At 58.7% G+C, this 12,863-nt stretch carries 5 protein-coding genes; 4 read left to right on the top strand and 1 reads right to left on the bottom strand.

From position 1 onward, the window contains the following. Positions 1-47 precede the first annotated feature (47 nt). The 4 genes from F8G81_RS06005 to drmB are packed head-to-tail and all read left to right on the top strand — an operon-like array spanning position 48 to position 11,799. Complete coding sequence (locus tag F8G81_RS06005; RefSeq protein WP_267278097.1) at positions 48-4,697, top strand: DEAD/DEAH box helicase; 4,650 nt, start codon at positions 48-50, stop codon at positions 4,695-4,697. Further along, positions 4,697-6,502, top strand: coding sequence for a UvrD-helicase domain-containing protein (locus F8G81_RS06000; protein ID WP_267278096.1), 1,806 nt, complete (start codon positions 4,697-4,699; stop codon positions 6,500-6,502). Before F8G81_RS06005 ends, F8G81_RS06000 begins: the two co-directional genes overlap by 1 nt. Positions 6,503-6,506: 4 nt before the next feature. Beyond that, positions 6,507-9,713 (top strand): helicase-related protein, encoded by a 3,207-nt coding sequence (locus F8G81_RS05995; protein ID WP_267278095.1) that lies wholly within the window; start codon positions 6,507-6,509, stop codon positions 9,711-9,713. A 46-nt stretch (positions 9,714-9,759) separates the two neighbouring features. Continuing rightward, entirely contained in the window at positions 9,760-11,799 is a 2,040-nt protein-coding gene (gene drmB, locus F8G81_RS05990) for a DUF1998 domain-containing protein (protein ID WP_267279134.1), read from the top strand. 48 nt (positions 11,800-11,847) lie between these two features. Here drmB and F8G81_RS05985 read toward each other — a convergent pair whose 3' ends face one another. After that, positions 11,848-12,846 (bottom strand): protein NO VEIN domain-containing protein, encoded by a 999-nt coding sequence (locus F8G81_RS05985; RefSeq protein WP_267278094.1) that lies wholly within the window; start codon positions 12,844-12,846, stop codon positions 11,848-11,850. Positions 12,847-12,863 lie beyond the last annotated feature (17 nt).

Here is a 12,863-nt window from a genome sequence, read left to right as displayed (position 1 = left end):
TTCGGTGGACGCCGAAAGCACTGATTTCGATGTGGGGGACGGAACCAATGATGGTTCGGGATTCATGGGCGGGTAGGACGTCGCCGCTGAGCAAGTTCGTCGCGGCTGAAACTGAGAGCGCGCTGAATGCGTATCGCGCCCGCCCGGACCTCGTCCGAGAACACAGCAATATTGAGGCCGCCATCTCCCAAGGCGGCTACGGTCGCAAACAGCTAAACGAACTGGTCCAAAACGCTGCAGACGCCATTAAGGAACCCGGCGGACGCATCCGAGTTGTCCTGACAACGAATGCCCTTTATTGCGCGAACGAAGGGGCACCCTTTACCGAGGCAGGTTTCAGGACGCTGATGCTGTCTCACTCCTCTGAAAAGCGTGATGACGAGATCGGCCGTTTCGGGCTTGGCTTTAAATCAGTTATTCAGGTGACTGATGAACCACGGATATTTAGCCGCAGCGGCTCGGTTTCATGGAGCCAGGATCAAAGCCGAAAGCTCCTCGAAAACCTGTACCCGGGTCTGACTGCCTATCCCATTCTTCGCTTAGCCTCGCCTGTGGACCCCGACATCGAGGCCGCCAAGGACCCCGTCCTCTCTGAGCTATTTGGATGGGCGACCACGGTGGTCAAGCTTCCCCTGAGTGGCAGCGTCACCTGGCTCTCGGAGGAAATGAAGAAGTTTCCCGAGGAGTTCCTGCTCTTCTCGGACAAAATTGGTTCCCTTGAATTTGAGGACAGGGCCCAAAGCTCTTCCTGGACGTGGACAGCAACACGCGACGGCAGCCGTGTCAGCCTCTATGACGGCGCCAACAGTAGCGAATGGCTGATATTCAAACACAAGCACGAAGTCAGCCCTCAAGCTGCGATCGAGGCCGGAAGCATCGTTGCGCGACAAAATGTCGACGTGACTTGGGCTGTCCCGTTGACAGGCAACCAGCGGCGCAAGATGGGTCGATTCTGGAACTACTTCCCGACTCAGCACGAGACTTCGCTTCGCGGCATCGTTAACGCGGCCTTCAAAATGAACGAAGACCGCCATAGCATGCTGGAGACCCTCTACAACCGGGAAATTCTAATCCGGACGCTTCCCCGTATGGTGGCAAGCGCCCTAAACGACCTCAGGACACCAGAAGATCCAGCTCTCTTTCTGGACATTCTGCCGTCGCGTGACAAGGAGTCAAGTTCGTGGGCCGACTCCGTTATCAACAAACCCATTTTTGAAATTCTGCCATTCGCACCCTGTCTGCCGGACAGATCAGGCGTACTCAGGCGCCCCAGTGAAATCAAAGTACAACCAGCACTGGAAGAAGCCACTCGACTCATCTCTCTGTGGGACACATGGGTGCCAGCGGACCGGCACTGGCTACACTCGTCAGCCTTGCGGCGGGAATCCCAGGTAATACGCATCTTGAAGGAAGCGAATCTCAAGCGCGCATCCATCGAGGAGTGGCTGGAAGAAGTTGTCGCAGGTGCAGGGCTCCAGGATTATGAAAACGCCCTACAGATCGCAGCGATGATCGACAAGTCTTACACCGACTACCGGCCCGCAATGCGACGAAGCCGGATTGTGCTCATGTCAGATGGCAGCGTCCAACCGCCAATCACCTCGAGAGTATTTCTGCCCATGAAGGTGGATGACGAGGCAGCCAATGTTGTGTCTTACGAGCTTATGCATCATGGGAATGCGAACGCTTACCTTCGGGCCCTTGATCTCCAGGCGCAAGACGGCAGAGGTATCGTCAATCGTGTCGCGAGCGACGTCGCGGGAGACTATCTAGACTCAGAACTAGCTGGATCCCTTTGGAAATTAACCCGGTCGCTGTCCGTTCCGGAAAGTCTCTCCATACTTAATGAGAGGACAGAACCGACAAAAATTCTCGTTCGTTGCCGCGATCACAAGTGGCGCACGCTCGGTGATGTCTGGGTGCCGGGTGGTCTGATTCCCCAGACCAATATCGGGGATGAGCACATTCTAGTAGACGATCAGTTCCACGCCCACGACCTCGCCCTTCTGAGAAATCTTGGTGCACGAACGTCACTTCCGGACTCGAAGATGGTCCGCGCCGGGGGCACCTACGATTTGTGGAAAGGGCAAGAGGCAACCCGTTTTTCAAATGAGTCCCGGAACGGACCCGTCGGTCTTTCCGAAGCGGGGATCCGCTTTAGCCAGGCTTTGACTACAGATGGTCTCCACCTGTTGGCGGATGCGTCTGCAGCCACCCGAGCAAAGGTTACGAGAACAATTTTGGGCCGGGCGCAGTACCCGACAAAAGTTGAGTTCAGCAGCGGCTTTAGAGCCGCTGAAACAATCGACGGGCCGGACCTTTGGTGGGTTAAAAACCACGGCGCTTTTGAAACCCCTCTCGGCTTAGTGGACACCAAGCACTGCGTGGGCGAAATCGATGGGATTCCCACAGACTACTTGCCATTTCCCGGTGAGGAGGAAGCCAAGGCGTTGGGACTGCCCACCGATACACGCAAGGTCCAATGGAGTTTCGTCCTTTCGTTGGCAGAACAGCGGCTGCCCATTCTCCAGTTGCACGAACTCTATGGCGCGCTAGCCGTCCTCGATGTGCGTCCACCGAAGGAACTTCTAACCCCTCTCAGCGGAGGGCGAAACACACGCTACCTGACGTCTGATGTAATTTTGGCTGCGGATCTCGACTCCCGCGACTATCTGGCTGAAACAGCGGACGCGCCCGTCATATACACCGGTCATCCAGATTTGGACGAAGCGCTAGCCCAGAACTGGGGGCTCAAACCGGTCACAGTCGAGTTCCATACCTCAGCCCGCGCTACGCCTGTAGAAGGGGAGACACCCGAAAGCGTTAAGTCGAAGTTTCCGTTCCTTAAACGCGCAGCAAGTGAAGTTGCCGTCCAGACCCTATGCGTTCCTTGCACTTCCGTAGACGAAGTCCGAACGAACAGCTTCGACTCGCGCGCGGAAGCTACGCCCAAAGCGTCCTACCTCCAGGATGGTGTCCTCTACTACCGGGCCCCGCAGGGTGACCAGGCGTTGCTCACAACAATTCTCGGTGCCTTCGGCAGTAAACGCGCGACAGCGCAGGTCATGCAGACAATGCGGCAGCTCAAAAAGGACGACGAAGCCCAAGCTCGAATTGGACGAGTCAACAAACAAAAGACTGATGCCGGAAAGATCGCCGAACTTGTTGGTCGTGAGACCCTTCGAAAGCTAATTCCAGACGCGATCATGAAGATGCTGGATGCCCGTGAACTCGAGCTCACCGACGAACGCTTGTTCGAAATCGTCAGCAATTTGCACGGCAGCAGCCTCCTCAAAGTGCTCAAGCCTGCCCTGTCTGAAGCTGGCATTGAAACTCCTGATCACTTCCGCGGTGGGCGCACGGCCCAAGAGTTCGTCAAAGAGCTCGGGTTTTCCCCCGCAATGGCCGGTGAATCCATCAAGAAGAAGCCGGAGCGCGAGGAGTTCGTTGGACCGGTGGGTTTGAACCCTCTTCACCAGTACCAGGAAACAACCAGTAAGAAGATCGTTGACCTCCTCACCGGGGGCACAAAGCACAGCCGCGGTCTGGTTCAATTGCCCACGGGTGCTGGCAAGACTCGCGTGGCAGTTGAATCCGTAATCCGGGATATCAAAGCCACGCCAAAGGAGGAACACCGCCTCGTCATCTGGGTAGCTCAATCCGAAGAACTCTGCGAGCAGGCCATCGAAACCTGGACCTACGTGTGGCAGGCGGCGGGAGCTCCCGGCGAGCGGATGGCCGTGAGTAGGCTCTGGGGTGGCAACAGCGCTGTCCGAGAGGAGACCAAACTTCACCTTGTCGTGGCAACCATTCAAACGCTCGCCAGCATCCAACAGACCCGTCGCTCAATGTACGAATGGATGTCTAACCCTGACCTGGTCATCATTGATGAAGCCCATGGGGCGACCGCAACGTCTTACACTCCGGTTCTCTCCTGGTTCGGCCGCTCATTCACCGAAAAGTCCCGGTCGCTGCTCGGTCTTTCAGCCACACCGTATCGGGGCACGAACGAGAAGGAGACTGAGCGGCTCGTTGCCCGATTCGGACGAAACCTTATCGAGCCGGATGAGTTCAGCGCAGAAAACGCCCACGAGTATCTCCAGGGTATGGGCGTTCTGGCCAAGGTCAAGCATCGCGAGCTGAAGGGTATCGAGCTCAAGCTGAAAGACATGCGCTCGGCCACGGACGAGGATTCGCAAAGTGCAATGCTCGAAGCCCGGATCGACCTGCAGCACGTAGCGGACAGCAAGCAGCGCAACGAAGCGATCCTCGACCATATCAAGGCTTCTGAGACGAAGGGGCCCACCCTGGTCTTCGCTGCTTCAGTGGAACACGCCGAAGCTCTCGCAGCTGTCCTGTCCGTTGAGGGCGTTCCTGCAGCGGCCATCTCGGGAAAAACGGACTTGGGCCACCGACGCTCCATAATCGAGGATTTTCGCAACGGAAAGATCCGCGTGCTCACCAACTTCGACGTGCTTACCCAAGGTTTCGACGCACCCAAGGTCGACGCCGTATACGTTTGCCGGCCTACGTTCTCGCCGAACAAATACATCCAGATGATCGGCCGCGGGCTCCGGGGACCGCTCAACGGCGGAAGCCAAGAGGTCCTCATAGTCAACGTCAAGGACAACTTAGACCAGTACGGCGACAAGCTTGCGTTTACCCAGCTCGACTACCTGTGGAAAGACGGTTCGTAGTGCTCGCCGAGATTGAACTGGACGAAAGCCAGCGAGACGTTGCGGAAGCCGAGCCGGATGCGCGAATGTTCGTGACGGCCGCGGCCGGGCAAGGAAAAACAGAGGTCCTTCTGGCCCGGGTAAAGACCTTGGTAGAAGATGGCTTGAATCCCGCCGACGAAATCCTCGTGCTCAGCTTTTCCCGGGCGGCTGTCGAAGCTGTCAGGAAACGGGCACGCATCCATGATCTCGATGGACTTCAAATCCGTACTTTCGACTCCTTTGCGGCGCAGATTCTGATCGACATGGACGAAGAGACTCTGGGCGACAGCTTTGACGCCCGGATCCGAAAAGCCACGAAATATATCGCCGGAGACGAGACGCCCGATCGGCTCACATATCTGAAGCACATCCTGGTCGACGAAGCTCAGGACCTCGTGGGAGACCGCGCGGAGCTAGTCTTGGCGTTGTTCTCCGTCCTGGGTGACGACTTCGGTTTCACAGTGCTCGGCGACCCATTGCAAGGCATTTACGACTTTCAATTGGAAGAATCCGAATCCAAACTCACCTCGGTGGAGCTCATCGAGACCCTCGTCAAGGAGTTTGGCGCCGAGCGACAGACGCTGGCAAAGCACTACAGGGCGGTGACCGATCGCACGAGGGAGCTGATCTCCGTTGGCGACGAGATCCGCAGCCTCGGAGCGCTCGACAACCCAGCGTGCGAAGCCGCGCATAGCCTGCTCGACGACTTCCGCAGGGAAGTTTCCAGCACCTCCGTGCTGAATGAGTCCGGTGCGCTCAGTCCGAATGACGGCGACACGACCGCCCTTTTGTGTTCGACAAATTACGAAGTCCTCATCGCGAGTGAACTCCTGTGGGAGAACGGGTATCCGCACCTGATCCGGCGGAAGGCACAGGACATGAGTGTGGCGCCTTGGGTTCATCAGGTCTTCAAGGATTTGGAAGACAGGACGTACGACGCCGATGAGATAAAGTCACGCCTGCAACAGCTCTTCGGAGACGCAGCTGCCGACCGCTGGCTCGCGTTGAAGACAGCCGAGGGCAACTTCTCAGCGTACGACTCACTAAATGTCCCCCAGCTCAGCCAACGGCTGCGCAGCAGATCGATCCCGTTGACCCTCACGGTGGCCGATGTCGCCCCGTTGATCGTTTCGACAGTACATCGGGCCAAAGGGCTCGAGTTCACCAATGTCCTTTACCTGCAACCGGAGTTCGGATCTCCCGCCGCAGAACAGAACGCAGCTACCTTGAAGCAGAAGTACGTAGCCCTGAGCCGTGCCCGGGAAGAGATCGTCTCCACCAAACTGCCGAAAAAGATCCTCAAGCGCGCCGACGGGTCAACGGGACGATGGCTGGAGAAGGGTTACGGGAAATCCGGTCAATACACGGCGCGGATGGAGTTCGTGAATTCCGACATCGACGACGTTTCGCCCTATTACCCAGCAGACGAAGACGCTCAGGCGGTGCAAAACAGCCTTGTACTGGATGACCTTCTGGGAGAAGTCGTTTCCGGCCGCATTTACTCCCAGCCCGAACCCGGTGACGTTCCCCGCTACACGCTAACTACCAGCGACGGCAGCGTGCTTGGCCGAACGAGTCAATCTTTTGCGTACGCACTGAAGAAGAATTTCGGCTTCAAAGGACACCGCGGCCAAGAGTGGCCCATCGCCTTTACCGGCGCCCGGGTCACTTCCATCGAGTGCGCCACCGGTCATCCGGAGGAGACCAAACTCGCAGGACTCGGTTCCTCCGGAATGTGGCTGGTACCCCGGCTTACCGGACTTATCAGCCGGATCAAGGATTAGGAGAATGAAAGTGTCGAAACTGGACAGTAAATACGCCTTCCGCCGCGAAATCGTGGATCGCCTTGTCACCGACCTCTACGGGCCCGGTGCTTCCGATGAGCTCATCACGGAGCGGCCTTTAGAGCGGTATGTGACAGGAGTGCTTTGGCCGGCTGCAGATGACACGTATGCCGAGGCCCCGGACGAACCGGAGTCCGTAGCTGCCACTTCCGGCGAGGCCTCCGTCGACAGCCCCGTGGCGAACGCACGGCTGACCTACCCGAGCAGCGTAGGCATGACGGTCTCCGTCGACACCACGCTTTCTACCGTCCTTCTCGTCTCGCCTACTGCCGCCAGATATGCGCCAATCCCCACTGTCCGGGACAGCGATAGCAAGCGCCGCGACGTATATGACTGGCAGCGTTTGCCTGCAGAACTCCCCGAGGTGGAAATCGACCTGGCTTCAGCTGGGCCACAAAGGCATCTGTTGGAGGGCGGGGCTTTGGAGCTATACGCCTTGGTACGCATTCCCGAAGAGACTGTCGTCACCGTGACCGTGGTGCTGCGGAACACGCAGCCCAAGCCTGACCCCACATCAGATAAAGACGTGGCGTGCTGGTTTCAGGCCGGCCTTTCCGTTCATACCGAGAAGCACGCTCTTGTGGATCGTTCGAAGCTGCGCACCACCCTTCCCTCGGACCCCGACCTGGCGTCTTCCGAACTCCTCTACCGAAACCACATGGTCTTCGGCGCCGGGCACGGCTGTGCGGTCGATGTGGAGGCGTCCGACGTCGATGGCCGGCTCTGTCAGCGAGTGACCACCACGTTTGTTCCCCGGCAGGATGTCCACCGGTCCATGGCTGGCGTCAGCCATGCCAACCTGTCGCTCTCGTTCATGGGTTCGGCTACCCGCGACGACGTCGTCGCGCAGTTGAACTTGCTCGCGGAGGACTACTCTTCGTGGATCACTGCATCCAGTGACTCTGTGACAGCGGACGGCGCGGCCCAGGTCCCGCCGCACTTGCGAGATGTCGCGGCCGAACACATGAAGCAGGCCGGGACCGCTCACGCCCGCATTAGAGCGGGCATTCAGCTGCTGGTCAACGATGACAAAGCCTTTGAGGCGTTCCAGCTGGCGAATCGGGCTATGCACATGCAGCGTTCGCGCCAGGACTGGGTCCGGAAAGGTGCTGGAGGCGAGTTCGTGCTTGGCGCCCAGGCGTGGCGACCCTTCCAGATTGCGTTCATCCTCATTAACTTGCCGTCAGTAACCGACGATCAGCACTTGGAACGCGACACCGCTGATCTCCTATGGTTCCCCACAGGTGGAGGAAAGACAGAAGCCTATCTGGGGCTTGTCGCATACCTCCTGCTGCTCCGACGGCTGCGGAACACAAGTGTCCGCGGCGTGGCCGTGATCATGCGGTATACGCTCCGGCTTCTGACGATCCAACAATTCGAGCGTGCTGCTATGCTCATTTGTTCCCTGGAATCGGTTCGGCTGGAGAATAAGGACCGGGTTGGCGAAGCACCGTTCGGCATCGGACTTTGGGTGGGCGGAGGCGCAACGCCGAACGACATCGCAACTGCACGAACGAATCTGGGAAAGCTTCGCAACAATCAGGAAGTCGTCGAAGGAAACCCGAAGCAGATCGAGGCCTGCCCTTGGTGCGGCACTCGGCTAACGGTCGACGACTATCGGATCGTCAAAGTGCCGTCTGACCGGATGCTCGTCAGCTGCTCCAACACGGCTTGCGAGTTCGCGAACGGCCTACCTGTTCACATTATCGACACAGACGTCTACCGTGAACGTCCAGAACTCGTGATCGGGACCGTGGACAAATTTGCCGGTATGTCCTGGCGAGGCGAAATCGCAACCCTGTTCGGACGTATCTCGCCTGCCGATCTAGGCCCGGACCTCATCATCCAGGACGAACTGCACCTCATCTCGGGGCCCCTCGGTTCAACCGTTGGTCTCTTTGAAACCGCGGTCGACCTGGCGGCAAGCGGCATAGGACGCGAAGGTGGCTCCGCCAGTCGAAAGCCTAAAATCATTGCCTCGACGGCAACAATCCGAAGAGCCAAGGATCAGATCCGTTCCGTCTTCAACCGCGATTCCAGCCTGTTCCCGCCGCCCGGGCTTGACCCCGACGACTCCTTCTTCGCCAACAAGGCGCCCTCCGATCAGTTCGGAACACGGCAATATGTCGGCGTCCTGGCATCTGGCACGAGCCACGCCACGCTCATGGTGCGCACCTACGCATCCCTACTTCACTCATCCAACGTTATCGAAGGGGCCGCAACAGAGGACCGCGACCCGTACTGGACGCTGGTCGGTTACTTCAATAGCCTGCGCGTGCTTGGCTCCGCCTACCTGCAGGTGTACGACGACGTCCGGGCCCGCTTGAATCTGCTGGCCAAGCGAGACGGCAGGCTCGAGGGGCGTGAAATCCAATTGAGTGAGCTCACAAGCCGCGTGGAAAACCACAAGATTCCGGAGGCGCTCAAGTCTTTGGAGAAGAGCCTGATGAGTAGCCAGAGACCCGAAGACGTGGTGCTGGCAACGAACATGATCTCAGTTGGCCTGGACGTCGACCGCCTGGGTCTCATGGCGGTCATGGGACAGCCCCAATCAAGCGCTGAGTACATCCAGGCCACAAGCCGCGTCGGACGACAGCACCCGGGCTTGGTAGTAACCATCTTCAACGCAGCGCGCACACGGGACCGCTCACACTACGAATCCTTCAACGACTTCCACGGAGCCCTGTATCGGGCCGTTGAAGCAACCAGCGCGACGCCGTTTGCAGCCAGATCGAGGGATCGCGGCCTTCACGCCACGCTGGTCTCGGCGCTAAGAATGCTGGTCCCCGATTTGAGAAGCTCTGCCGGCCACGTCCGGGATGAGTCACCAGCCGTGGACGAAATTATGTCGTGGATACGCAATCGGGTCCTCGCTGTTGACCCGGAGGAAGCTGCGGCCACGAGTGAAGAGCTCGAGCGACTGCTCAACATCTGGCGGAAAGCTGCGCTTGCCGACGATGATCTCCCATACCAAGACACAAAGAAGTCCCCCCGCTCGCTCCTCATCGATTCAAGCAAGGCCCTCGAAGATCCCGACTTCGTCTACAGCACGAGCAGCATTCCTTGGCCGACACCTCGAAGCATGCGCGACGTTGATGCCGAAACCGCCCTTCGGCCAGCCCCTATGAGGAAGGACGCCTCCCTTGGCTAGAAAGACCTACGCTGCACGACGCAGCCAGTTGATCTCCACGTTCGGGGTGGGGAGCCTATTCCCGGCCGAAAACAACAGTTTCATGATCACAAGCATCGATCAATGGGACAGGAAGCACCTGAAACCGGTTAGTGAGCCACGCCTTGCCCGTAGCTTGGGGGTGGCCGAGCTTCTACTGCCGCCAGCGGGCGCGCGCGGGAAGATTCCTGTCGTTCGGTTTCCGCAAATGCTCGTATGCCCTAACTGCAACCGACTAGGACGTATTCAGCAGCTGCAGGCCTCCTACGAGGACCCGAAGTGTGGCTTGTGCAAGTCCTTGGCACCGCTCACCCCGTCCCGCTTTGTCGTCGCCTGCGAAGACGGACATATCGATGACTTCCCGTATTCCTACTGGGTACACGGCTTCACGCCGACTGAAGATGCTAACCATTTGCTCTCCCTTGCTTCTGAAGGCCGCACCTCATCGCTGGCAGACATGGTGGTGCGGTGTTCTTGCGGGAAATCCCGGACCATGGCGGACGCGTTCAATTCCGTGGCATTGAGGGAGATGAAATGCCAAGGCAATCGTCCTTGGCTCGGCTGGGGTTATCGGGAACGCGACTGCGGCAAGGCTCCTAAGACGGTTCAGCGCGGCGCGTCAAATGTCTGGTTCCCGGTGGTTCGGTCGGCAATCTCGATCCCGCCATATTCCGAATTTCTGGCCAAGGTGGTGACGTCAAAAACTTCCCAGCTCAGTCAACCGCAGGCTCTGGAGCCCGGTTCGACTTGGGTTCTCGAGGGCGTGGTTCAGGAATTTGACGGCCGCTTCTCCGTGGACGAACTTCGCTCTGAAATCAGGCGTCAATTCCATGGCAGTGAGGAAACTGAGCTTTCCGAGGACCAGCTGCGAGAGCAGGAGTTCCTAGCGCTGATGAACGGCCGCCGTGACAGCCCGGACACCGATTTTGTAGCTGAGAAAGTCGCTGTACCGGAGGCCCATCAGCACTGGATCAAGGCGGCACGAAAGGTCACCCGGCTCAGAGAGGTCCGCGCCTTGTGCGGCTTTAGCCGTCTGCACCCCAAAAGCGAAGACAAGCCTGACGCCAAGTTGTCGCCGCTGTCACCTGACGACAACCGCCCGAATTGGCTGCCCGCGATTGAGACGCTGGGTGAGGGACTCTTTGTGGCGCTGGACCGATCACAGGTTGAGGCTTGGGCTGAAACGGATTTCGCAGCCGGCAGGGAGAAAACTCTCCGCCTGAATGCGAAGCGCGCAGCTGAGCAGCGCGGCCAGGACCCGATTCCCGTGAGCATTGTTGAAACCCTGATCCACACGCTCTCCCACATCATCATCGACCAGCTTTCGCTGGACGCTGGCTACCCCGCGTCGTCGATTCGGGAACGCCTCTATGTGGGTCCGGATCAAGTCGGAGTGCTTTTGTATACGGCATCGTCCGACTCTGCAGGCAGCCTGGGCGGCATCGCAGCACAGGCGAGCCCCAAGCGCCTCGGCCCTTCCTTGGATGAAGGACTGTTCCGCACGTCCTGGTGTTCGGCCGATCCTGTCTGCATCGAGTCCCGCGGATCTGGTACCGATGCACGAAACCTGGCGGCCTGCCACTGCTGCGTCCTTGTGCCGGAAACAAGCTGCGAACTCTTCAATTCCAATCTCGACCGGGGCTCCCTGTTTGGCGTTCATGGTCAGATCGGGCTGGGCTTCATTGACTGGGCAGCACTAAACCCGGTGACCACCACTAGCGCTGGAAGACCAGGCAGCGTTTCGGACGTTTCCCACGACGACAACGTCCCTGTCAGCGTGCGTCATAGCCCCTGGTTGGCAGTCTTCGCCGAATCCGGTCCCGAGCTCCAGGAACTCATTCCCGAGCTCGTCGAGGTGAATGTGGAGCTTGGAGATTGGGGCGCCGATATCGGCCCCGAGAACCAGTGGCAAGTTGATCTATCGTGGGCACCCTCGCGGGTTGCCGTACTTGTCGAACGGGATGACGAACGCGACGACTGGCTCGCGGAACAAGGTTGGACTACCTACCACACGAACGATTTTGCACCCGCGGACCTCGCGGACAAGCTGGCCGACAAGGTCTACTAGTGCTTGCTTGGGGGGTCGGTCCTCCGACCCCCCAAGCAAACCCGGGTCTCAGTCCAGGAAGTACTCGTAGCTCAGCGGCTTCAGGTTCTCCGGCGAAGGCCGCCAATCCGGGTAGACACTCATCGTCCCGTCGTCGGTGGTGATGGAACCATCGAGGTGGCGCTCCCACTGGATATCAGCCACCACTACCAAGTCCGTCAGGCCATAGTCATTAACGTGCGTAACCTCATTACGCGTCAGGATGACTTTCTGGACGTATCCCTGAGAGCCCTTCACTTCGATGTGACGCTCTTCGCCCCCACGTATTGCCAGTAAATCGTAGGAGCGGAAGGCGCCGACGTCGTCGACACTGTAGCCTGCTGCTTCGTAGTGAACAATCGCCTGCTGGACCGCCTGCATCTCGATGGCTTTCTTGAGGACCGGATCGGCGCAGAATCCGGCGTAGCGCTGCCTCACGCCATTTTGTCCGCTTACAGGCGGTGCGACGAGTGGCCGGTCGAATCCGGCCCAGTCGCTATCAGGAAGCAAATCCGGGGCAGCCTGGAGGACCTCCGCGGGAAGCTTGAACAAATATCCCTGGTTCGGTTTCAGGCCGCTCTTGGGGTGTTTCTGGAAGGGGAAGTAAATTGTGAATTTGCCGCGCCCAGTAGGATATTCGGTTTCGAGGTTCCCCTTGATGCCAAGGATGTCCGATTGATGGTCAGCACGCAGATCCGTCAAGAGATACGGGCGCGGCAGCGGAGTGTAGTCCGTCAGCGGGATCGTGTTCGCAGGCTTGCCGAACCAGTCCCCCGCCCGTGGCTGCAACTCGCCCGCCACAATGGAGGCGCCGTACATCCCCGATTTGAATCCCATCGGATTGTTTTTCCCCACCCAGTGAAGCACGACATCGCCGATTCGGACGTCATGCATCAGGTCGTATCGGGATGTATCGGGAGCGATGAGCTCACTCCCCCACGTGTCTACGTTTACCAGCTCCATCCAGTAACGCTGCGAGGCGTCGCCGTCCCACCAGCGCGCCTTTTTCCCAGCCGTGCTGACCGCCATGGCTCCCCCAAATGTTT

Origin of the sequence: Arthrobacter sp. CDRTa11 (assembly GCF_026427775.1) — a bacterium.
GTDB lineage: Bacteria > Actinomycetota > Actinomycetes > Actinomycetales > Micrococcaceae > Arthrobacter.
This window is presented reverse-complemented; position numbering and strand designations above follow the sequence as displayed.